Genomic DNA, 23,387 nt, shown 5'->3' on the forward strand with positions numbered 1-23,387 from the left:
GTTGGCAAGCCCTGTGAGTTGAACGGAACGTCGAACGGGCCCGTTCCCGTATTGCTCTTGTATCGGAAATTGGCGACAAAAACCGGCCAGTCTTCGAGCCCGTCGTTGATTTGATAGTGAAGCGCCGCCTCGACGTCGCCAATGCCATTGCCACTTGTGCTCGTTTGGTTCGTAAAGGGGTTCGATTCTGCCTTGGACGTGTCGGTCTCGGTATTCCACCGGGCCACGTAAGGGACTTTCACCTCGGCTTCGAGCCGATTGGTAATGCCGTACCGCCCGGTCAAAGCGGGCATCACCGTATCGTTTCGGATGTCGCTTTCACTGATGGCACCGATCAGGATGCCGTTAACAATGGAAATGCCACGGAAAGTGAGCTGATTGGTCGAGACTCGATCGTATTCGACCGATGGCTCGATCGAGAGGTGGTTGTCGGGCGTCAGCACGCCGCCGATTTCGGGAAGCGACGGCACCTGGGGCCGGCGCTCCTCCTCCGACGGGGCTGCGGGCGCTTGTCCGACCGGGCCCTGGCCTGGAATCGCCTCCCCGCCGGGTTGCGTCGAGGGCGGGGCTGTCGGGACCGGCTGCGCTTGTCCAACCTGCGGGGCGACAGGTTGGGCAGCACTACCCGGAGCGCTCGGCGGCGCATCGCTGCTCGCCGCCGGCGTGAAAGTCGGGGTCTGGGGCTGGCCCACCGTCTGCTCGAGCTTGTTGAGGCGCGCATTCTGGCGCTTCAAGAGATCCTGAAGCTGCTGAACGACCTGGTTCTGTTGATCTAGCAGCTCCTGCTGTTCGCGGATCTTCTGTTCATAATATTGTGAAGTTGGCGAGGCGGGTTGCGGGATGTCAACAGCGTTGGGATCCGACGTATTGTCCGCAGCGCCCAAGGAGGAGGGTATCGCTAGGGTGAAACCAACCGCAGTCGCCACCCCCATGACGAATTTGCTATGGCCAGACAATTTAGCCCCCTCTTGCCCAGCTGCGCGCTTAAAAGCGCAATCCCTTATATCGAGACTGCAGATTCGGTCAGAATCTGTCAAGGAATATTAGGGCCGCGCCATATTTGTTGCGCCTTAGATTTCCGCAAGGGCTAAGCTTACGGTTTAATTAGCATTCTTGCGTTTTTTCCGTTGGGTCACCGTTCTTAATTGGGTGCCGTTTTGCGTGTTTTTCTACGATGAATATGGCGCACTTGTATATATCACAAAGTGGTAGATATACCACAAAAGCGGTAGATCGCTTGCAATGCCTTTGTTGCTATCAGAAAGCGTATAATTATAAACAAGTTCGACTATCCTTTTGATAAATGTGAGCGTGCTGACCCTTTCCAGCCAAATCTACAGCCGGACGTTGCAACTCGATGGCTTGTTTCCAAGGCGAGCCCGCGCCGATTTACCTCGATCGTACCGCTAGACCTGTCTGCATCATGGATCTTTTGGACGCACTACGCCTATACACAAGAGGTAACCCATTATTACCTATCTTTCCGTGAATTTCGCCCAAATTGACCCACAAGTGTTCCATTCGGGATAACCTAGATGCGCACTCGCAATCGAATCTTACGCGGCTCAGACTTCAACATCTCGAACATGATTCGTGGATGAAACGAATCTGTAAACGTTGTGGTGCGGGCGAGCGATGGACAGGGACGGCGCCGATATGGCCTCTGATTATGCTACGACGATCCCAATTCGGGCAGCCGAGCGGCTCGACGCCGCAACCGTTGCGCGCATCGGGTCCGCGCGGCTCATGGCGCTCCTCATCGAATCGGCCCAGCGCGATCCGGTTCTGCGCCGGCGGTTGTATGAGATACTCAATCTCAACGAGGAGTCCGCACGCCAGCTTTTCGTTTCCCAGATTCGGGATGCGGAAGCCGCCAAGCCAAACAACTTAGCACAGCAAGCAAACTCCTACGAGGCGAATGCGCCCACTCCGGAAGGATGCGACGTCTCGTCGGGCTATATGGTCGGCGCAAGCCCCGCGATGCGCCGTCTATTCGAGTCGATCCGACGTTACGCCGGATCGAGTGCGCCGGTGCTGCTCACGGGCGAAAGCGGCACGGGCAAGGAGCTCGCGGCACGCGCTATCCACGAACGATCCACCTGGAGTAAAGGGCCGTTCGTCGCGATCAACTGCGGCGCATTGCCGCAAACACTGATCGCGTCCGAACTCTTTGGCTACGAGAAGGGCGCCTTCACGGGCGCTGCCGGCCGCAAGTTCGGACGGATCGAAATGGCTGAAGGTGGAACCGTCTTCCTCGACGAAATCGGCGACCTGCCGCTTGAGACGCAAGTGATGCTGTTGCGCTTCCTTCAGGAGAAGACGATCGAGCGCGTCGGAGGCAACAGGCCCATCCTCGTCAACACGCGCGTCATTGCAGCGACCCATGTAAATTTGCGCGACGCTGTCCTCAAGGGACGATTCCGGGAGGATCTCTTCTATCGATTAAATGTGCTCACGGCGGAGATGCCCCGGCTTAAGGATCGCGGCGACGACATCCTACTGCTCGCGCATTTTTTTCTGCATCAGTTCTCAAAGGAGATCGGTCGCCAAGCGCCCGAATTGTTACCGGATGCGGCGGCGGCGATCAACTCCCATCCTTGGCCGGGGAACGTGCGAGAGCTCATTGCCTGCATGCGCCGGGCGGTCGTGATGTCCGACGGTCAAGCGATCCGGGCCGAAGATCTCGGACTTTCGAACGCGCCCGACCTCGTCGCAGCACCGGATCAAGCGCTTGGCAAGGTCCGCGCAGAGGCGGAAGCGAGCCTGGTAAAAAACACGCTTGAGCGCAATCGCTACAACGTGAAGAAATCCGCGAGCGAGCTCGGCGTATCGCGTGTCACCCTTTACCGCCTCATTCAAAAGCACGACATCAAGATCGACCGGAGCTCCAGGGGGAATTGGTAGCGCAAGCACACAGTGACTCTGTCAGCGACCGGCAACACGTTCGTTCCCGAAGTGAAACATCGTTAACCATGAAATCGAGCGTACGCAGTGGCCGACGGCCTCAGCGCGAGAGATCGTCGCATTGCAAGTAACGCTGCAACAGGCCCTTTGGGCGGTCCGCCGCTTCGCCGATGGCCGCGATCGCAATATTTCGCTATCCGCCGGTCTTGACATGGAATTTGCAAATCTCACGGTCGTGGCTGCGCGCGGCCCGATATTGGTGAGAAATCTACACCTCGTTTACGCTGAAACAGGGATTGTCATGGAGCAGACATTCACGACGAAAAATGAATCGAATGAACCCGCGTCAGGTTTGCGCGCACGGCTAATGCCGGAGGACATCGATTTCATTGGAACAGTTTCGCAACTCATGATTTCGGCGAACCTCTGGCGCTCCGTGGAGCGTCGCCAAGACGTCGACTCGGATTTTTTCGAAGTACACGTCCATGAATACAGGCACTCGGCCTTTAGCATCGGTGTGCTTCCGACTCGTCGTTACTTCGTCATGGACCACAGGAATAGCTCGGTTCGGATCGGCGCCTCTCTAGCCGAAGTTCTCGATAGCGCCGGCATATTCTCGGCTGCGCGCTCCGTGACCTAGCGTTCAGTTTCTGCCGGACAAATCCCTTTTGCGACGGGATGCGGGCCAGAGCAGGGATCGGGCGGGATCCTAAGGTCATGAATACGCGTGCCCGCCAGCCACACACATACCGGTCGGTCGCCGGGTTTGGTACAGCAGCCGATTTCGAATGGGCCCTGCACCAGCTTACAAGGTCGGCCACCTCGGCGCCGGCGACATAGCGCGCCAGGAAGATCCCGTCTCAGGTCGGGCCGGCAGAGGCATCATCGCTGGGCGCCAAATGCCCGCCCGCCGCGTCTTTGGCTGCTTTTGCGCGGGTCGGACGCCTATTCCCGCCAAGAGCCTTGCTCTCCCAAAGGGCTCCCTCTCTGACATTTTAGGGCACCCTTTTTGGTATTCTTTAGACATACAAGAGCAGGAGAATGTGCTAAAAAGGCGTATTGATCGGCATGCCGATTAGTGTTGTCGAACCTTTGCGGGGGAGTGAGAGAGGAACCAACCGTCGACATCGTTGGGAGCAATATCAGAACAAAACTGGGGAAACGATTGTCGCAATCCATCCCAAGGACCCTGTTCCGTCACGACGGTAATGCGTGCGCATGCACGCCTCAGCAGCTTCCCTTGAAAGCTTAGCCGCGCGTCTGCAGGATCTGCGAGGTTAAGCGCGAGGAGGTCGTTGAATGAATGAAAGGCGCAACGGTTACGAAGACCGTGGCGAAGCATTGGTGACTTTGGAACAGGATACGATCTCGACCCTAGTCGTCAGCGAGCATACCCTGCTGCGCGAGGGTATGAAGTCCTTCTTGGCAGGGTCGCGCTACAAAGTCTGCTATGAAGTCAGCGATATCGCTGATGCCCTGACCCTCGCTGCGCCGGGTAACGTTCCGCAGCTCATAATCATTGGCGCCAATCTCAACGGCAGCATGGTCGAACCGTTGAAGCTATTGCGGGCCGCCTTTCCCGACGGCCGGATCGTGTTCTACGCCCAGTCCGAAGGTATGGCCACAGCCGACCTGATTGCGACCTTCCAGGCGGGCATCGACGGTTGTCTCACGTCGAATGCCTCATCCCACATTCTGCGCCAATCCCTCGAGCTCGTCATGATGGGCGAGCGCATCTTTCCCTTCGCATTGCTCAAGGGTAGCATTCCACAACACCCCGAGACCTGGGAGGCGGCGGTGCCCGCACAGGGAAACGGGATCTCGGAGCGTGAGCGCCAGGTCCTGCGATTCCTGCGCGACGGCCACTCAAACAAGTTGATCGCGCGGGAGTTGAAAATTTCGGAAGCGACCGTCAAGGTGCACGTCAAAATGCTGCTCAAGAAAATCGGCGCCGCCAATCGCACGCAAGCGGCGATCTGGGCGATGAACCATCTTCAATCCGAAGAATCGGCCTGAATCGGCGGCATCCAGCTCCAATCGATCGCACCCGGCTACTCCTTGAACGCCGAGTCCGTGGCCTCGAATATTCGATCGGTCAAGTACGACATGATGGTGCGTCGACCGACTTTGAGGTCGACATCGACGAGCATACCGGGTGCAATTGAAACTCTCCGTGCGCTGTCGGATAGTTCAGTCGCATCCGTGCGCACGGTCACGAGGAAAAATGACCCGCTGGCACCGTCCTCCTTGGACGCATCCGGTGCAATGTGTTCCACCTTGCCGCGAAGGGTACCGAACTTGACGAAATCGAAGGCTCGAACTTTGATGGTCGCAGGCTGGTCGATTCGGACATTGCCGATGTCACGGTTCTCGACTCGGGCCTCGACCACGAGTGAATCGCCGCGCGGTACGATTTCCATGATCGACTGATTGGCAGCGATGGACTGACCGACGTTCTTGACCGCGAGGTTCTGAACCACTCCGCTCACGGGCGACACGATCTTCAGGTGCCCAGCACGACTTTCGGATTGCCGGAGCTGCGAGACGATCTGGTCGCGTTGGCCACGCGACGCAGCAAGCTTGGATAGCACATCCGCGTCCCGCTCACGATCGATCCGCTGTCTGCGCTCGAGTGCCTCGGAATGCGCGGAAATTGCGGACGCTTTCGCGTCTTCCGCCTGCGCAAGTTCGCCCTCGGCGGTGACCAGGTCTCGCTTGAGCGAGAGATAGCGGACGCGCGGGAAATATCCTTTTTCGGCCAGCTTCCCGACGGCCGCCTCCTGCTCGCGAAGGATCGCAACGGAGGCTTTGAGCTGAGCAACACGGTCGGAGAGCGTAGCCATTTCGGAATTGCGCTGTGACACCGCGCTGTCGGCCTCCGCCCTTTGCGTTGCAAGGGCATCCAAGCGCGCGGAGAACAAGCGCGTTTCGGCCTCCACTAGGTCGGGACGCATGCTTGCGATTTCATCCGGGAAGGTGAGCGGTGCGTGCGTGCCCTCAGCCTCGAGCCGCGCGATCTCCGCCGAGAGCCGCTCAAATTCCGATTTACGCTGAATGACGTCCTGTTCGAGTGCGGCACCGTCAAATGCGAGCAGAACTTGTCCGGCTTCGACGGTATCGCCTTCGTGGACATAGAGCTCCACGACCCGGCCGCCGTCGGGATGATTGATCATTTTGGTTTTGCCAGCCGGCCGCACCGTGCCGAGTGCGGACACCACCTGGTCAACCCGCGCGAGCGATGCCCACGCGATTAGACCGGCGAACATCACACAAATCCCAACCAAAAGAATACGGGTGAGCGGACCGTGCCGGCTGTCCGCCAGGTTTTGCAGCGACAGATCGGCGTCAAGGCGATGGTTCCACTCGTCCGCGACCGTCAGAGATCGACTTGTCATATTCGAAATGTCCCGTTGACCAGCGATGGTCTGGATTGTTCGAGCGTCGTCATCCGTTTGCGCGAACCAGCGCCGTTTGCCGGCCGACCCGTTCGACGTTCGCGATCCGGCCGTCGGCCATGTAGACGATGAGGTCGGCGCACATGAGCGGTATCGGACGATGAGAAACGACGACGATCACCCGGCCGGCCGCTCGTTGGCGGATATTGGACATAAGCCGCATCTCGGTATCGCGGTCGAGCGCGCTGGTCGCCTCATCCAGAATCAGGACCCTTGGATCGCGAAGCACGGCGCGCGCAATACAAATCTGTTGGCGCTGACCGGCCGAAAGCTCCAAGCCGTTCTCGGTAAGCAACGTTTCGTAGCCGAGCGGGAGGTCCTGGATGAACTCATGCGCGAGCGCAAATCGCGCCGCCGCGACGATGTGCTCAAAAGGAGCGTCCGGCACGGCTAAGCCGATATTTTCCCTGATCGTACCGGCGAATAACTCTATTTCCTGGGGGACGAAGCCAATCCCTCCGCGCCAAGCCGACCCGGAGAAGTGGCTTAAGTCGGTGCCATTGACGAGGACGCGCCCTGCGTTCGGCCGCAAGAGCCCACAAACCAATTTCACGAGGGTGCTTTTTCCGCATCCTGGCCGCCCCGTGACTCCGACGATCTGACCAGCAGCGATTTCGAGCGAGACCTCGTCGAGCGCCTTGGCGACACCGTCGCCGTAGCCGAATGTGGCCGCCTCAAATTTCACCGATTCGAGAACCGGGGGCATTTGCAAGCGCCCGGCTACGGCCCTATCGCCTGTGGAGACAATGCCGTCGAGTTGGGAGAATGCGGTACGCACGTCGTGGAATTGCTGTATCGCCGACACGCATTGACGGAGCGGGGCGAGTGCCCGCGCCGCGAGCAGGCTCGCCGCAATCAATGCGCCAAAACTGAGCTCGCCCGACATAACGAGTCGCGCACCCAGGAAGATAATCGCAAGATGCGCAACTTGCTGTATTGCGACGGATGCAACGTTTATGGCGTTTGCAGACCGCGCCGCCTTGAGGCTTGTAACCGCACCGGCCGCAAGTTTATTGGCAAGTCTCCGCTCGATTTCCGGCTCGAGTGCCAGACCCTTAATCGTCGTCGCGCGCGCCACCGCCTCGGAAAGCAGAGTGGAGCGAGCAGCGCTGACCCCAAACTTTTGTTCATTCAGCCGCTTCTGCGCGCGATAGAAAAAAATCGAAAATATCACCGGTACCGGCATCGCCAGGATTGTCACTGTCGCGAGTGTCGTGCTTATGAAGAAGAGAGCAGTCACGAAGACGAATATGAACGCCGCGTCTACGAGGACGAGCGGCATCTGGCTCGTAAAGAATTGCTGGATGACGTCGAGTTGGCCGAATTTTTCGCGAATTAAACCAGTCGAGGTCGTTCGAAGTTCATTGAAGGAGGTGTTGAGAATGCGATGTGCGACCTCTTTGCTCAACAACGCGTCGAGTTTCGTGCCGGCATGGCTCGCCACGTAACTGCGCAGTCCGCGCAAAAGCGCCTCGAGCGAATACACGAGAACCATGCCCAGAACGAGAATGTCGAGCGTGTCGAGAGCATTGTGCGCGATGACCTTGTTGTAGACGGTCATCATAAAAAGCGGGGGCGTGAGCGCGAAGAGATTGAGAAAGAGCGACGCGGAGACAAGTTGCCAAAGTGCGTGCCGCGTAGCGCCACGAACGAGATTGGCCCAGTTGAACGGCTCGGTGGCCTTGACAGAAAGGATCTGGTCGCCGATGGCCTTGACCTCGGCGATAGACAGCACGCGCGTGGACTTGGACGACGGATCGAGGATGCGCAGCCCATTTTCCTGTCGCGACAGGATCAGCACGGCATCGGATGTGCCGGAATGCAGTACGATCATCGGCAGGGAGTTCGACCGCAACGTCTTCGCTGTCAGACGCTGGGCTATCAGTGTCAAGCCAAGACGGTGCGCCGCCGTGGTAAATTCGTCGAAATTGAGCGATTCGTCACGAGATCCAGCAAGTGCCATGAGCTCCGACGCACTGACCGGTTTATCGAATTGCCGTGCCAATTGCATCAAGAAATAAAAGAGCTCCTTATTCCGCACCTGGCCAACTCGCCTTGGTTGTTTTGAGTCACCAAGCTCCTTTCGCTCCTCGGATCGCCCGGCATGCACCCCAACTGGGCGGAGCTCGATCGTTTGGGACGTAACTGGCCTTCCCCAAGGAAATTCGCCGCTATACGACATGGTGTGCCGTCTCGTTCAACCGGAATGGCCAAAGCCGACGTGCGTCCAATCGGCAAGGGTCGATGCTGTTGTGCTGTGTTCGCCCCCACTCGACCCACCTTGCCAAGAGAATGCATCGGCTAGCGCGTGGTTAACGGAGCTCTCGATTGCGCTCGAGGCATGGTTCGATCCCGCGATCGTCGGCATAGCGAATTGAGCACCGGCACCAGCGGCCGCCTGCGTGGGAAATGCGTCCACAGAATGCAAGGTATCCACCATGTTTGGAACGGGAAGCGACGATTCGTGGAATGGGATGACTTGCCCATTGTTCGCGAGCGGAAGGGAGGTTGCGCCGGTACCGGCGCCCGACGCGCCGCTCTCGATCTCATGGAGGAAACTTGTTACGGCGCCAAACTCGGAGGCGGTTTGAGAGGGGGCGCCATAAGCTGGTGCAGTGCCTACCGTCTGGCCCGGCGATCCCACGCCCGTCCCGACTTCACTGAACGACAGGAACGACCCGATATGCGTTTCTGCCGCCGACAGCAGATTCATCGCCGGTGCCGAATTAAAGGACGGGAACGCAACCGCTGCACCGATTTCCTTGACGGCGGTGGCAAGCCCGTCCAGCCCGAGCGGCGCTGCATTCGCCGGCGCCAGTCCGTCCGACGGGGCGGCATCGTGCGGACCGCTGTCCCCAGTTGCGGACTGCAAGCCGGGCAGGCTTGCGCCATTCGCCCATCCCATGCCATCGAAGCCGGCCAAGACGATCTGTTGCGCGCCATGAGCAGCGTCACTTGCGCCAAGCAGGGATGACGTGCCGGTTTGGCCGTGCTGTTGCGAATCAACCGCACCCTTCGTAAGCCCGTCGGCTAAGTCGTATCCACCACTGCCGCTAGTCGAAAAAGAGGTCGTCGGCGAAGAAGTCGCGGCACCGGGAGTAAGAAAGGACGAGACGGTCTCCGCACCGACACCGAGGCTGGAACTCACACCCTTCTCCACGCCGAGCCACGCATCGCCGAATGCGGTTGTGCTTGGAGCGTCAGTGTCCGTACCTTTTTCGCTCGATGTTATATCAAATCCGTTCACACTACCGGGATTGCGATCCTCGGAAGAAATCAAAAGGCTGCCCGACTGATCATTCCAGCCGGCCATCGGATCCGCCACGTGGCCGCCATGATCGCCGGTATCGTTGTTGTGGAGCGGGCCGGATACACCATCCTGAATGGCGGGATGTGTAATCCCATGTACGAGGTCCGTCGTTTGCGCAGTACGTTGGGAAACGGCATGATTGAGTGCTGAACCGGGGGCACGACCCGAGCCGGAGGTCTCGGCGTTAACACCGAAATTCGTTAGATCGTCGTAAGACGTGGCGGTCGCTCCGGCAGCGGCAGCATCGGCACCTGCTTCCGACTGATTCCCGATTGCCTCATCGCCGTGGGCCGCGCTTCCGGAATGCCATTGCGAATTTTCACCGCCACTTGTCGGTATGGTGGCGCTCGACGCGGCGAGCGCACTGCCGGCACCGACGAGTAACGCGGCAACGGCGGATGCCGACATGAGCGTGGAACCGGAAATGCCATTTGTATCCGTCGGGTGTGGGGACCTCGGCTCCGCGGCATTGCCCTGATCGCTGGAACCCAGAACGCCCGTGGCTGTCGCCGCCAACAGGAGACCCAGGACGCCCATGCGCCCGAGTGGTCCAGCCGACGCCGCGACCGATGCGAGCTTGATCGCCGCGAGGGGGCGGCGCGCCAATGCCAAGGACAACAAACGCGGCGCGAGTGCCGGATCCTGGCGCACGTAAGCCGCAAGAATTTCCTCGAGCTTTTCTGGATGACTCGCGAGGTCGTGTCTAAACCTCACCAACACCGCCTCGTCATTCCACGGTCCGGCAAATGGATTAACGAACATATCTTCGCTTTCCAAACGAAACGTCCTGCACTCACCACCGCCGGCGCGGCCAGAGATTAACGCCATGACCTTACCGGCCGTACTCGGCATCGCCGCGTTCGACTCCTGCCCAGCGCGGCCCGATTTGTCCTTCGACGCCGGCTGCTCGCGGAACCCTCGGATTGGATTTGCGTCCGATCCGTGATGCCCTTCGATCGACAGGCCGGCGACACGATTCGCCAAGAGGAAACCCCTCGGTAAGGTTACTTTCCTCTTAAGAGTCCGCCATTTCGGTTAAAAGTTGGTTAAGCGCGGGGGCGCTTGCTGTCTATGAAAACTAATAGCAATTTCATGATCTTACACAGACATGGCTTTTTGAGGCGCGCCGTAATACTTCGCAATTAACAAATCATAAGCATGGCATGGGGTGGTCGCGCAGCGCTTGTGACGGGCGGAGAAAATACCAAGCACGAACGTTCCCGATGACGCCGCGCCGCCTCCAGGCCAAACGCCAGATTAACTACGGCACAGGCTTCTCAATTATCCCCGTCTTGCCGATTGTGCGGGCGGGAGAGCAAGATTTTCGATTGCATCCCGTGCCGCCCGCCGCAATTTCGCGGAGGAGTCCGATCGTGCGAATGCCATGAGGACCTGGAGCACGGTTCGTTGGGTTTCAAGGCTAAGCTCGCCATTCCGCAGGAGCCAGCACGCCCCCCAGTAGAGCGCTACCCTCTCGTCAAGTGGAACATGTGTACGCTTGCCGTCCATAGCCTTGCCCCGGGTCTCCCTCGTTTGCGCGAACACGCCCGAGGGGTTGTTGCTTTAACCCCGAAAGTGCTCATCGTGTAAAATTGAGCAAATACCGTGCCGACGAAGCTGGCATATTCGGCTGAACCGCATCTGCCTTGATAACTTGTGTAAGCGCACGTGATCGTCGATTTCGAACGTGTCGCGTGTTTCAAACTTGAAACGAGATGATCAGCCACGCATCGGAATCCGAGTCGGAGCTTTAAGGCTTTCTTAACCATTTCTTTCGGCTGGTCACGTACTCGCCCCAATTTTGTCCTCACACGAATTTTGCCGACGATGTAAGTTGCCGATTGCGCGTGCCCAGGGCGGGGCTCCGCGTTTACTTGTGGAGAGCCGCCGTGCCTTTAAGGGGAAACGAACAAACTCCGATGCGTGCGTCCAGTAACAGTCGGGCCAATGACATCATCACATCTTGGTCCGCCTTCCGGAGCGAAGTCGAACGCAGCATTGGGCTGCTTCAGCATATTCGGCTCCAGGTTTCGCTCTTTGCGGTGCGCCTGGGAGGCGGATGCGATGCGGCTACGGTAGCTGCGGTCGCCGGCACTCTCGCGCGTTTGGGCTCCGTCGGCTGGCTCGCGGACGGGAGAATAGGACTCCTTTACATGGGACCACGTGCGACGGGCCAAGCGAGCGACGTGGGACTTATGCAGCACGTGCGCACGATGATCGAACGCCGGCTCGCCGAACGGGGGTTTTCCGTACCCGGCGATTGGCTGGAGCTTTCCGCGACACATGCATGGACCGACGAGATCAGTGGCGTCGACGAACTCTCTGGACCGCTTTTCGAGCGACGTGAATGGCGCGGCAGCGCATTGATGGCGCCATTTGCTCGGTTCGCCCATTAGCATCGCGCTTACTGGGGTTCCCGACTAATCTCCCTCCTTCGATTTGCCGCTGCGGTTCGCGCAGTGATGCGATTTAACCAATCGCGTTTTCGAGAATCGCCCGATTGCGCGCCGAGTGCATGTCATCCTGTTTCAGCGCCGATACGCCGAACCACTTGGGATGACACTTCCGGCGTTTGCACAATTGCTTTGGTGCGGCACCTCAAGAGATTAGGCAGCTAATGCTGCTGGCACGCACATTGCTGAATTGTTGTGGTGCGTGACGGCAGCGCAGGATTGCGGCAGGTTCACCGGCCAACGCTGGTACAGCCAGGCAACGGTCCTAACCGATAGCAGCTCACGGCCCCTGTGCGAAGCTCCCGATCCTGCGCAGCCGCCGCACAGGCTGAAGACCCGAGCGGCGAGACGATGGCCGTCCAGCATATCGCAACTTCAAAGACGTGCGACGGGCTCGAGATGGTGATACGCGCGCGACACTGGCCCATGCGCTTGCTGCTTCTGATTTGGCGCATGCCGCGGGCGCGGATGTGTGGAGTGTGCGTGCTGCTCGTGCCGTGCGCGTTCCTCATGCGCGACGTTATCGAACACGGCGAGCAGAGCGGCCTCGCAACGTCCGTCAAGCCCATTTTGATAGGCGTGGCGGTCAAGGTTCTTTTGTGGTTCGAGCTTGGCGAGCCGAACTTGGTCGCACTTACCTTCACAGCGACCGCCCTTGCGAGCGGAGTGTTGGCATTCGTAGCACTATCGATTAGTCACAGAATCGGATCGCGCCGAGCATCGTACTGGAGCGTTCCCATCCCGATCGCCTTGTTGGCCGTCACAATTTTGTTGGTATCGCTGCGAACCCTGATGGCCTTCGTGGCAGATGCGGCGGGTCTACTTTGCCCCCCACCCTGGAATTGCGGCGACGTCGACGGCGTCTTTGGAAGATACGACGATTTCGCATTCTTCACGACAGGGCTCGCCGTCGCAGCGGTGTGCGTCTCGTTTGCAAGAAGGCGAATCGTGCGCCGCGATTTCGATTCGGGTTCTCGGAGCGGGGCGTCAGTCACCTAACGCGGCATCCACTCTCCGAGATTAGCGCGTCACACTCTACAAATATGTCTACCCCGAAAGGGTAGCAGCGCATGAATGCCCGTGTGCACCGTCGCGGCGAACCTTCCGACCGCTCAAAGGTGTCCATCGGGGATGTAGTCGCGCATTAGTGGTACCACTCCATTCCCATGCCGCCTGCGCGAGAAATCCGGCAACATTCCCCGACTGAACGAAACGAAAGATCGAGGAGCATCGAAATGCCAAAGGGGGGCAATCGTCGAAGTGAGGACAATCGCCGGGTCGATCGGCATGTGGGGTCGCGCCTTCGCACACGTCGTACGATGTTGGGGATGAGCCAGTCGACTCTCGCGGAGGCAGTAGGGCTGACGTTCCAGCAGGTCCAGAAATACGAGCGCGGCACCAACCGAATCAGTGCAAGCAAGCTTTATCAGTTCGGGCAGATCGTCGGTGTGCCCGTCGCATTCTTCTTTGAGGGGCTGGGTGCCAAGCAGTCGGCGGAACGCGAACTGGGCGTCGAGAAGAAGGACCCGATGTTCAAGCGCGAGACGTTGGAACTTGTTCGCGCGGTCTCGCGCATTCGCGATTCGGCGGCGCGCAAAGCGCTCGCGAATCTCATCTTCGCGACCGCGCGCGGCAAATAGGCGAACGAGGTATAGGCCGCCGAGGCACGCGCGAGACGATTTGCGACATCACGCGCGGCGCATCCGATCTACCGATCGAGGTGCGGATGTTTCATGTCGCCTTGCGGACCAAATCACGCAGCTGCTGCCGGCGCTGTCGAAAACTCCTTCGCCGGAGCCGCACCTCAAGCCGACCCTCGCATTCTTGTCTCGTACTTCAAGCCATGATTGATCGCCCAAATTGCAGCTTGAGTTCGATTTCCGGCCCCTATTTTTCGCAACAGGATTTTGAGGTGACCCTTTACGGTTCCTTCCGCCACGTTGAGTGCCCGCGCGATTTCCTTGTTGGGAAATCCGCCCGCGAGAAATCGAAGAACCTCAACGTCTCGTTGTGAAAGCTCTTCGGGCCGCGGGTTCTCGATTGCCGTGAGGTTGTCACCGCTCGTCAGCCATTCGATCGCGCATTCAGCCGGAAATACCTTTTCACCGAGCATTACGAGCTGGAGGGATTGGTCCAATACCGCAGCCGATGCATCTGGAAGTACGTATCCATCCAATCCTGTCTCGAACGATCGCATAAGCCGGGACGGACAGATGTCGGCATCGGCGTAGGCGACGATCTTTGCTCTCGGGCAGGCCGAGCGTAGCATGACGATCGCGCTCGACTCGTCGGTGATCGCGCCAAGCCGCAGCAAAATAAGATCCGGCGCGGCATTGGTGCCGATCTTTTCGGCGAAGCTTTCGACGTCGGGCGCTTCCGCAACCATTTCGTAGCCGAGCTTGCCGAGGATTAGCTTGATGCCCTCGCGAAAAAGCTGATTGGTGTCGATAAGCACGGTCCGGACCGCGGCCGGCAGTGCAACCACTAGCGCCTTAACACCCCCATCGGGATCGGCTTCATTCCTCATACCATCGTCCCCCTACCTGGCGGGATTCATGGCGTCGCGCTCGCAAATTGCATAGCACCATCGGTGGCAAATTGCGAAATCGGCCGCCGATCCATGCCAGGCTGACCCATAATCCACAGTCTAAGGAGGCTACCGGCAAAAGACATGCCATCATAAAATGCGGGAATTGCAATACAGACCAACCACCCTTGCATAGCTGACCAATGTGTATCGACTCTGTGACGCCTGTCACTGACCCATGCTCGAGCCTAGGCCAATGTAAGTGCAAATAATCACATTCGCCGGGTGGAGCTCTGATGACCAAGCGCGTCCCCGATATTCGGCCTTCGGCTGGACCGTACGACGATATCTGCTATCTCTTTGAAAGGATGGCGAATCTGTTGGGTACATCAGAAGGGCTAGGCAAACGGAAACAAAGCCGGGGGGCGGCGAAGGAGCTTTCCCCAGAAAGGGGCGAAGGGCCGGTCTCGAGGGATCGGCCGTCCCAGGACAAATGAAAGGTAGAACGTTCTCGTTCGTTAATCTTGCCGCAATATTTCGAGGTTTAGAGATAATGCTGGCCAGCCCAGGCCGCCCCTAAGCTGCCGCTCCCATCGGCAACCAAAGGGGAAAGCCCCGCCGGATCCTTCTTCCCGGCGGGGCTTGCTTTTCCCCCGTACCCTCCACGATCCGCAACGCGCAGATCTAGTTTGAAAGCGCGCTTCAATCAGCACCTTCGACGATCGATTCGCGAGGGCGCCCATCATTTCGGTGATATCCACGTCGCCGATATCGATTCTTAAGCTCGACGCGACCGAGGCGCGCTTTCGGCACATGCGATCCATCGCAGACCGTAGCGTTTATGTGCACCGCATTGCCATCGAATGGATGCTGAAAAAAATCGCGCGTCAGTCGACATTTACGAAAGCCATTTGCCAGATAAAATGAAATTTTGCCCCAAAAAAATCGCTCGCTTTCGCCGGGCGCAAAGAGCCACATATCCTACACCTATGCGTGATATTCTTTGGGGCGATTCGAGCGATATACGGAGCAAAGGCTGGGAAGCTTTTCCCGAAAACTCGCGTTGAAAAGCACCTGAGCGGGAACAGCGAGAGTAAGTATTTGTACGTCCTTTGCTGAAATTTGTTAACGCACGATGCGCCGTTCCTGGGTGAGTCCGTAGCACCCGTCGCCAAGCGAGGCGGTTGATGCTGTGTGACGGTCGTATGTGCAAATGCACAAGCGGTGCATCGTTTGTGGTCGTGGCACGAACAAAAATCGCGTCAGGAGATAGCAATGGACGAGCAGACTACGCATAGCGCCCGCGCGGCCACTCCGGTCTCAATCGAGAACTCCCTAGAGCCCAGTATCTTGCTGGTTGACGGCTACGATCTATTCCGCGAAGGAATGAAACTTCTACTCCGCGAACTCGGATATGAGCTCGTCATCGAGGCCGACGGAATCGCGTCGGCGCTCGGTTGTGTCGACTCAATGACGGTACCGGATCTCATTCTGTTCGGCATTCACCCAGGCAATAGCGCCAATCTGGCTGACCTTGCCTCGCTACGGCGAACGTTCTCACGCAGCCGCCTCGTCTGCTACAGCGATCCGAAAATCGACCCCGTGAGCGTGCTCGAGTCCCTGAAGATCGGGATAGACGGATATGTGTTAACCGATATAAAGCCAAGAGTACTCAAGCAATCGCTTGATCTGATATTGCTCGGTGCTCCGATCTATCCGGCAGCCGTCGCTGTCGCGTGCCTCGACCAAAAGTTGCGCGCACCCCGTTCCCCCGAGCCAGCGCCGCAGGCGCCACTTTCGTTGCGGGAAAAGCAAATTCTCCTTTGCTTGATCAACGGATGTTCGAACAAGATGATCTCACGTGAGCTTCAAATATCGGAAGCGACGGTAAAGGTCCATGTGAAACTTCTCCTTAAGAAGCTTAACGTCACCAACCGAACGCAAGCGGCAATATGGGCCGTTCACAATGGCATCGCGTCGAGTGAGACTGTCTCGAGCCGGCCGCCGGCGGGCGGCGTGGGCTCAGCCTCGACCGCGCTGGGAGCAGCACCGGCGAGCCGAAATTTGGTCAAGCTGAACCTGGATGATCAGCGCAAGGCGACCGGATCTCCGCTCCCCAACGTGGCCTGAGGTTCAGAAAATCGCGCTATGCGATCCGCTCGAGCGCTGCAACGTCGCGAATGAGAATAGCACCCTTTTCGAGTTCGATGATCCCGCTTCGATTGAGCGCCTGGAGGTGTTTGTTGATGCTCTCTCGGGTGCCCCCGACAATTGTGCCCAACTCTCGTTGAGACAATCCGAGATCGACGTGAAGGCCGCCCTCGGAGTCCGGGGGGGCATTTTGCGCAAGCCGCAGCAATACCTTTGCGAGGCGAGATTGCAAATGGCGGAAGGAGATGTCCTCGAGTTGCTCGCTCGTCCGTCGTAGCCGCTCGCATAGAATGCCCAGCAAATGCAGGCATACGTCCGCGTGCCGCTCGAGGAATGGCAGAAAGTCCCGACGGTGGAGGACGAGCAGGTCGCACTCCGTCATCGCGACCGCATCGGCCGTGCGGTCTTTGCCGTCGATCAGTGCTATCTCGCCAAATATCTCTCCCTCGCTGATGATGTTGAGCACGATTTCCCGGCCCTCGGACGAAAGCGAGCTGATCTTCACCCGCCCACGCATGACAGCCATCATCCGATCGCCCGGTGAACCTTTGGCGAAAATCTCCTCCCGGGCCGCGAAGTGCTGAACGTGCGTATAAGTGAGCAGGTTGTCGAGCTCCTCGGCCTTCAAGCGGCCGAATAGGAAATGTCGCTCGAGGAGTTTGCGTTTTTCGGCATGACTCGGCGTCTGAATCGCCATCGGCTCTACCGTTCGGGGCAGTTCTGCGATCGTATTCATACGCTGAATCTCCGGTCTTAAACAGAGCCAACAAACCGCGTTTGCAGCCAAATGGCGTATGTCCTCACACGATCCCGTCGCCCGCAAAAGGGCAATCGGCTCGGTACGGTTGCAAATGCGCGTTCACAAAACGAGTCGCACGAGCCACCCCATGTGTCGCGTCCAGCGGACTCGCGCATTCGGTGAGATGGCCTCGACCGACGTCGCGCGCTCCTGTGCCGGGCATCCGGAAACGAGGGCTTCCAAGCGTGCGACCTTCGACGGGCGATCCGGCGACTCCAGTGCCAATTCAGATCGCGCGAAGTAGGCCCGTTCGCCAGCGTGCCGCGCCTCTCGTTCCTCGATCCAGTTGAGCAAGCTGCAATTTCCGCCGTCCATCGCGGTCCCTTTCGGTTGCTGTGCCCCCCTGACCCAAACCGCCGCCCTAAGGCAGCTGGAAGACGATCGGGGGCGCGTACTAGGTAGGCCAGTTGGGCGGCAAGACCCTATGAACCGTTTCACAGGTTGCAGGAATTTTGAGGGCTGCCCCAAAATGCCGGAAACTGTAGCGCTGGCGTTGGTGCGAATGATGGAGTGCACCGCTATCCCTAATTCGCCCCTCCGTGCGCCCACGATGGGGCATAACCTTCCCCCGGGGCGCGGATCGCAATCGCGCCATACAGGGTCCTATAGGCTGTCTGGCTGCCCCCCAGCACCCAACCCCTGGATCCGTTGGTGGGCTTTTTTGTGTGGATCCGAAAGGAAAGTTCTCGATAGCCTGGGAAGCCACACCACATTGAGCGGCAGATTCGGAAATCCTTTGGGATTACCCCTTCCGTCAATACAGATGTGACCTGATTTTACGCGCGCAACGTGCTCGAATGCATGTTGGACGCAATGCGACACTGGCCGCTCGACACGCCGGGGAAGTCGCCAAGCTTGAGGACGTGGAGGAGGGGCAATGGACGCAATCGAATTGGGGCAGCGCTTCGTCAAGGTGAGCGGCCCGCCGCTCGTCTGGGAAGCATCTGAACTCGTGAATGACCGAGAGGGTATTCGGCACTTCCGCCTGCGCAACACGAGCGAGCCCACGACAAGTATCCTGATTTCCGAACGGGCACTGCTCAATCCAAGATACTTCCGGACTGCGGATGTGCAGGCGATAAGACGGTCATTCTTGTCGAAGTTCGACGCGCTTCGAACTGGCAAGCCGTAAGCCCTCTGACCCCCTGATCTCGCCCCGCGGATGCTGGCCGGGGTGATTGCTGGCGCCCGAAGCGGCCGGTATCCTGGCCTTTCTCCGAACCGGCGGGGCTTCGATCCATGTCGAATGGGGGAAGATGGCCATGAACGCTCCTCGCACGGCGCGCGGGCGATTGCGCAAGCTTGTGCCCATATGGCTTGTCCTCGGCCTGCTGTTGGGATTGCCGATCGCCGTGTGGCTCGATCTGCGCGATCTTTCCGAGGCATCGCTGCAGCGCCAAGCCCGCGACTTGAATTCGATCATCACGAGTGTGCGAAGTTACTACGCGAACAACGTTGTCAGCCGGGTTCTCACAGCACCCGGCGGCGTTCGGGTCGTGCACAACTATGAGGCTATTCCGGGCGCCATCCCCATTCCTGCAACGCTATCGCTCGAACTCGGCGATGTGGTCAAGGCGCAGCAATCGAATGTAACGTACAGATTCATATCCGACTATCCTTTCGAAGGCCGAGCGCCGCATGAGATGGACGCGTTCGAGCGCGATGCGCTTGCCACCCTTCGCGCTGATTCGGAACAGTTGCTGTACGATGTATCGGCCTCGGGATTGAGCGACCGCGTCCGGGTCGTCGCACCCATCATCATGGGCAGCACCTGTGTCGACTGCCACAACTCCCACCCCGCCAGCCCGAAGCGCGATTGGAAAATCGGCGATGTCCGCGGGATTCAGGAGATAGTGATCACCCAGCCGATCGCTGCGAACATCTTTTCCTTCAAATATCTCCTGATTTACTTCGTTGCCGCTGCCGCAATCGGGTTCGGGTTCATCTTCAATCAGTCGCGGCAGGCCGCCGTCATCGAGCGGATCAACAACGAGCTCGCCGCGGCGAACGATTTCTTGACGTCGATTTCAACAAAGATTTCGCGCTATCTCTCACCGCAAATCTATCGAAGGATCTTCAGCGGCGAAGCAGACGTCACGATTCACACTGAACGCAAGAAACTCACGATCTTTTTTTCGGATATCAAGGATTTCACGGCGGCGACCGAGCGCTTGCAGCCCGAAGAATCGACGCGAATGCTAAATGAGTACTTTACGGAGATGTCTGTCATCGCCATCAAGCATGGCGGAACAATCGACAAATTCATAGGCGACGCGATCGTGATCTTCTTTGGCGATCCCGATACTCGTGGAACGCAGGAGGATGCGAGGTCGTGCCTTCGAATGGCCGTTGAAATGCAGCGCCGTCTCGCCAAGCTGAATTCGGATTGGCGCGACCGCGGTGTGGAGCAACCGTTCCGCGTTCGAATGGGTATCAGCACGGGCTTCTGCAATGTTGGGAATTTCGGCAGTGCCGACCGGATGGATTATACCATCCACGGATCCGAAGCCAACTTGGCGGCACGCCTGCAATCGATCGCCGAACCCGGCCAGATCGTCATGAGCTACGAGACCTATGCGCTCGTACGGGAAATCGTCGTTGCCCATCCCTTGCCCGCACTGACGATGAAGGGCATCGGCCGTGAGGTCGTTCCCTACATCGTCGAAGGTATGTTGGATCGGACCGGCCAAACAGTCCGGGTGTTTAGCGAGCATTCGGCCGGTCTGGATTTTTATCTCGATCCGCACGCCATCGACGAGCGCGAAGCCGAGCGCATCCGCATGGTGTTGCAAGATGCCTTGTCCAGCTTGGCCGACCGACCCGCACCGGGGCATGCGCGCGCGAGTTCGCCTTAGTCGTGCCCCTACGTCCCCCTCCGATTTGCCGCGACGGACGCCGTCAATGTCGCGGCCAACTCGTGTTCGGTATTGAGCGACACCGGTGCCGCGTGCTTGGTCCGACATTCATCGGCTGCTTTGAGCGCCTTCGTGGAGCCGTTCAGGCTAAACTTGAACGTGCCCCAAGGCAGCGCAAGCGTGACCACATGACCGCTTCGGAGTCTATCGAACACGATCGCCTCGTTCGGTATTCCGGTTCCAACCTGGTTGTCCGTTATCGCGAGCACCTTTCCATTTGTGAGTGGCACATTGTCGATCGACAATGTTGAATCGAAGTTGTCGTCCTTGTTGAGCCGCCAATCGGGATCACTGAAAAACAACAGCCATGCATTTGTCGCCGACACGACGAAGGTTATGGAGCGGCCACTTGGGGTGTTCGACGAGATATAGCAATAGTCGAACGTGCCGGTTTCGCTGTACCGCGTCCCGCCCGTCCAACTGCCGGCCGAAATGCTCTGTTGCGCATATGCATCCCACGCGACGATCAATCCGATCGATGTCATCGCGATCGCCGTAAGCCCAAAACCTGCGCGCCTGTTACGCTCCCGGCCGCGCATATCCTTTCCCCGCTTGCCAAGCCTTTGCGACAAGATAGCGCGTGGCGGCCCGGTTCTCATGAATTTCGCGCACGGAACCGTGGCGAAGGTTCGAATTTTTGGCATTTCTGTCGAGCGGAACCGTATCAAGAATCGGCAGTGTTAATAACTGTTGAATCACAAGCATAGTTAATAAAGGGTTAATAATTGATTAAGAAATAATTTTTATAGTTCTTGCGAGGTCTCCAGTAATCGCTAAACTTGCTTCGCCAAAGCCAGGTCGGGACAAACAACAATTGGGGGAGCCAGGCGATGCAGCGGATACTTGCGGGCGTAACCGTCGGATTTGCATTGCTCGTATCGGGACCAGCGCACGAAGCGGTTTCCTATCAAGCACCCGCCTATCAACTTACCCATACATTTTCGGGCAAATTGGCTGGGCTCGACCAGCAAGAGCTGCGCTGCCTGGCGATGAACGTCTATTTCGAGGCTCGTGGCGAAGAGCCCGAGGGCCAGCTTGCCGTGGCCCATGTGACTTTGAACCGCCTAAGGGACGCCCACTTCCCGAAGACGGTCTGCAAGGTTGTCTATCAGAGCGGCGCCTTTTCCTGGACATCCGATCGTTCAAACAATTTTAGCGACGTCCACGAGGAACAGGCTTGGCATCTGGCGATGTTGATCTCGCAAATGGCGCTTACGGGTTTAACGGAAGACCCGACCAAGGGTGCAGTTGATTTTCACGCGACGTCGATCCATCCCTGGTGGGTCGCCGACAAAGAATTCATTTGGCAGCTGGGCCATCATAAGTTCTATGTCCGCCCCGCACCGGGCACCGCACATGCAAGCTACACGACCGTCCCCGCAAGCTATACGAGGGTCGCTCGGACGGCGAAGCCCAACGCGGCATCGCGCAAGCCCGCCGTACAGCTGGCGGCACAGCCCGCTCCCGTCGACCGGCAGGACAAGAGCGAGCAAATCGCCGCCTTTACCGCGCCCAAGAACTCGGACAGCGACAGCCCCCTTCCGTCGGCACGGGAATTCCGCACCAACGAAGGGCACGGCTGAGCCATCAAGGCTTATCGTCTCCCTCGAGCGCTAGGTGATGTTCGCCCCGCAGGCAGGCTCAAACTAATTCCGCCCTCCCCGCATCAACGCGGGGCGTGCCTGGCGGCGCGAGTGGTCGTCCGCCCTCCGAGTGCCATTCCAGGATAGAAGACCTCGGGCCTCGCCCAAGGTCGTTGCTGCGGGAGCGCGGCAAGATCCCGTCTCGAAGCGCAGGCTGCATGGTCTAGTTCCCCGGCGACTTGCATTCTTAATCATTTGCCCAACCCGATATTCTGTTATGCTTGGCCGCAATAACGAATGTGACCCTCGGCACAGGGAGGGGTGCGGCAAATGTCGAAGGATCTTTCGTCGGAAGGTATTGCCTATATCGATGGCCGCTATATGCCGATCGCGGAAGCGGCTATTCCGATCTTGGATTTCGGCTATCGCCGTTCCGACGTCACTTACGACGTGGTCGGCGTATGGGGTGGGTCGTTCTTTCGGCTGGACGATCATATCCGGCGGTTCCGCAATTCGATGCGGGCACTGCGCCTGGCCCCCCCTGAGTCGGACGACGATATTCGGCGGATATTGACCGAATGTGTCCAACGCACCGGCTTGCGTGAGGCGTATGTGGGCATGGACTGCCTGCGCGGCCGTCCGAAACCGGACCTACCCCGCCACCCTATGAATTGCCAGAATTACCTTGTCGCCTTCACGATTCCGTGGGTCTGGGTCGTGTCGCCGGAAGTGCAAGAGCGGGGCGCACATTTGATAATCGCCCAAACACCGCGCATTCCCGACGAATCGGTCGATCCCAAGGTGAAAAACTTCCATTGGGGCGATCTCACTCGCGGACTGTTCGAGGCCTATGACCGCAAGGCCGATACCTGCGTCCTGCTCGATCGCGACGGCTTCGTCACCGAAGGCCCTGGTTTCAACGTCTTCGCGGTAAGCGATGGTGCAGTGGCGACACCGGACCGTGGCGCCCTGGAAGGAATCACGCGGATGTCGGTTCTCGAAATCTGCGACGAACTCGGCATTCCTTGCAGCGTGAAACCCGTAAAGGCGGCGGAACTCAGGGATGCGGATGAGATCTTCCTCGCGACGACCGCGGGCGGGATTATGCCCGCCTCGCGAATCGATGGGCGGATACTGGGCAACGATCGCCCGGGTCCGATATCGGCCCGCCTGCGCGAGCTATTTTGGGCGAAGCGGGCAAGGGGATGGCACGCCACACCCATCGAATATCACAGCTGAAGTTGACGAAATGGAAGTGCGGCAAGGTTGTAAAACCTCAAAACAGGGAGT

The 23,387-nt window shown here is 58.6% G+C and carries 18 protein-coding genes; 11 read left to right on the forward strand and 7 right to left on the reverse strand.

Annotation, left to right across the window (positions count from 1 at the left end; genetic code table 11):
• The coding region (locus VEJ16_07785) for a hypothetical protein (GenBank protein ID HYB09555.1) at nt 1-956 on the reverse strand (956 nt) is incomplete at its 3' end.
• A 700-nt stretch (nt 957-1,656) separates the two neighbouring features.
• On the opposite strand from VEJ16_07785, the gene VEJ16_07790 reads away from it, so the two are divergent.
• From VEJ16_07790 to VEJ16_07800, 3 genes are all read left to right on the forward strand, one after another.
• Entirely contained in the window at nt 1,657-2,904 is a 1,248-nt protein-coding gene (locus VEJ16_07790; GenBank protein ID HYB09556.1) for a sigma-54 dependent transcriptional regulator, read from the forward strand.
• A gap of 121 nt (nt 2,905-3,025) precedes the next feature.
• A complete protein-coding gene (locus VEJ16_07795) occupies nt 3,026-3,544 on the forward strand; it encodes a hypothetical protein (GenBank protein ID HYB09557.1) in 519 nt (172 codons plus the stop codon).
• A gap of 659 nt (nt 3,545-4,203) precedes the next feature.
• Nucleotides 4,204-4,920: a response regulator transcription factor gene (locus VEJ16_07800; GenBank protein HYB09558.1), complete on the forward strand. Its 717-nt coding sequence runs from the start codon at nt 4,204-4,206 to the stop codon at nt 4,918-4,920.
• Nucleotides 4,921-4,955: 35 nt separating this feature from the next.
• Here the strand turns inward: VEJ16_07800 and VEJ16_07805 are convergent, their stop codons facing one another.
• From VEJ16_07805 to VEJ16_07815, 3 genes are read right to left on the reverse strand one after another with little or no spacing between them, the layout of a single operon-like run.
• A complete protein-coding gene (locus VEJ16_07805; protein HYB09559.1) occupies nt 4,956-6,299 on the reverse strand; it encodes an HlyD family type I secretion periplasmic adaptor subunit in 1,344 nt (447 codons plus the stop codon).
• A 49-nt stretch (nt 6,300-6,348) separates the two neighbouring features.
• Nucleotides 6,349-8,541, reverse strand: a complete 2,193-nt coding sequence (locus VEJ16_07810; GenBank protein ID HYB09560.1) for a peptidase domain-containing ABC transporter — start codon at nt 8,539-8,541, stop codon at nt 6,349-6,351.
• Nucleotides 8,542-8,556: 15 nt separating this feature from the next.
• On the reverse strand, nt 8,557-10,431 hold the full coding sequence (locus tag VEJ16_07815; GenBank protein ID HYB09561.1) for a hypothetical protein: 1,875 nt from the start codon (nt 10,429-10,431) through the stop codon (nt 8,557-8,559).
• A gap of 1,157 nt (nt 10,432-11,588) precedes the next feature.
• Here VEJ16_07815 and VEJ16_07820 point away from each other — a divergent pair.
• From VEJ16_07820 to VEJ16_07830, 3 genes are all read left to right on the forward strand, one after another.
• Nucleotides 11,589-12,065: a hypothetical protein gene (locus tag VEJ16_07820; protein HYB09562.1), complete on the forward strand. Its 477-nt coding sequence runs from the start codon at nt 11,589-11,591 to the stop codon at nt 12,063-12,065.
• Nucleotides 12,066-12,473: 408 nt separating this feature from the next.
• Nucleotides 12,474-13,121, forward strand: a complete 648-nt coding sequence (locus VEJ16_07825; protein HYB09563.1) for a hypothetical protein — start codon at nt 12,474-12,476, stop codon at nt 13,119-13,121.
• Nucleotides 13,122-13,450: 329 nt separating this feature from the next.
• Nucleotides 13,451-13,762, forward strand: a complete 312-nt coding sequence (locus VEJ16_07830) for a helix-turn-helix transcriptional regulator (protein ID HYB09564.1) — start codon at nt 13,451-13,453, stop codon at nt 13,760-13,762.
• Between the two features lie 164 nt (nt 13,763-13,926).
• On the opposite strand, the gene VEJ16_07835 is transcribed toward VEJ16_07830, so the two are convergent.
• A complete protein-coding gene (locus VEJ16_07835) occupies nt 13,927-14,649 on the reverse strand; it encodes a response regulator transcription factor (protein HYB09565.1) in 723 nt (240 codons plus the stop codon).
• Nucleotides 14,650-15,924: 1,275 nt separating this feature from the next.
• Between VEJ16_07835 and VEJ16_07840 the strand changes: the two genes are divergently transcribed.
• On the forward strand, nt 15,925-16,779 hold the full coding sequence (locus tag VEJ16_07840) for a response regulator transcription factor (GenBank protein HYB09566.1): 855 nt from the start codon (nt 15,925-15,927) through the stop codon (nt 16,777-16,779).
• Between the two features lie 16 nt (nt 16,780-16,795).
• Here the strand turns inward: VEJ16_07840 and VEJ16_07845 are convergent, their stop codons facing one another.
• Nucleotides 16,796-17,536, reverse strand: a complete 741-nt coding sequence (locus VEJ16_07845; GenBank protein HYB09567.1) for a Crp/Fnr family transcriptional regulator — start codon at nt 17,534-17,536, stop codon at nt 16,796-16,798.
• Nucleotides 17,537-18,476: 940 nt separating this feature from the next.
• Between VEJ16_07845 and VEJ16_07850 the strand changes: the two genes are divergently transcribed.
• Entirely contained in the window at nt 18,477-18,731 is a 255-nt protein-coding gene (locus VEJ16_07850; protein HYB09568.1) for a hypothetical protein, read from the forward strand.
• A 130-nt stretch (nt 18,732-18,861) separates the two neighbouring features.
• Entirely contained in the window at nt 18,862-20,454 is a 1,593-nt protein-coding gene (locus VEJ16_07855) for an adenylate/guanylate cyclase domain-containing protein (protein ID HYB09569.1), read from the forward strand.
• A gap of 8 nt (nt 20,455-20,462) precedes the next feature.
• On the opposite strand, the gene VEJ16_07860 is transcribed toward VEJ16_07855, so the two are convergent.
• Nucleotides 20,463-21,053, reverse strand: a complete 591-nt coding sequence (locus tag VEJ16_07860; GenBank protein HYB09570.1) for a hypothetical protein — start codon at nt 21,051-21,053, stop codon at nt 20,463-20,465.
• Between the two features lie 291 nt (nt 21,054-21,344).
• Here VEJ16_07860 and VEJ16_07865 point away from each other — a divergent pair, with 291 nt between their 5' ends.
• Together VEJ16_07865 and VEJ16_07870 are read left to right on the forward strand one after the other, a co-directional pair.
• A complete protein-coding gene (locus VEJ16_07865; GenBank protein HYB09571.1) occupies nt 21,345-22,097 on the forward strand; it encodes a cell wall hydrolase in 753 nt (250 codons plus the stop codon).
• A 330-nt stretch (nt 22,098-22,427) separates the two neighbouring features.
• Nucleotides 22,428-23,336: an aminotransferase class IV gene (locus tag VEJ16_07870; GenBank protein HYB09572.1), complete on the forward strand. Its 909-nt coding sequence runs from the start codon at nt 22,428-22,430 to the stop codon at nt 23,334-23,336.
• Nucleotides 23,337-23,387 lie beyond the last annotated feature (51 nt).

It is taken from the genome of Alphaproteobacteria bacterium (genome assembly GCA_035625915.1).
Classification (GTDB): domain Bacteria; phylum Pseudomonadota; class Alphaproteobacteria; order JACZXZ01; family JACZXZ01; genus DATDHA01.